The organism is Halostella sp. PRR32 (genome assembly GCF_034808085.1).
GTDB classification, from domain to species: Archaea; Halobacteriota; Halobacteria; order Halobacteriales; family Natronoarchaeaceae; genus Halostella; species Halostella pelagica.
In genome coordinates this window covers 1-232 of record NZ_JAXHGL010000309.1, presented here as the reverse complement: position 1 = coordinate 232, position 232 = coordinate 1, and the positions used below count along the sequence as shown (strand labels likewise).

Sequence of the window (232 nt, the reverse complement as noted above, 5' to 3'; positions counted from 1 at the left end):
CGAGGAGATCCTCCAGTTCCAGCACGACATCGGGAGCGACGTCGGGACGCCCGTCGACATCCCGACGCCGCCGGACGCGAGCTGCGAGCAGGCGAGCGACGAGCTCGCGACCACCCAGGAGCGCCTCGCGGTCGCCGAGGACGTCGACGTCGGCGACATGCTCGTGAACGCGCCCGTGCAGGGGTCGACGCATCCGGACCTCCGCGAGCGAGCGGGTCGCCAGGCCGCGAGC

The 232-nt window shown here is 73.3% G+C and carries 1 protein-coding gene; it reads left to right on the top strand.

Annotated features, from left to right (window positions below; all coding sequences use genetic code 11):
• Window positions 1-232: tRNA-guanine transglycosylase (locus tag SM753_RS21220; RefSeq protein WP_323193009.1), on the top strand; the 232-nt coding region annotated here is incomplete at both ends.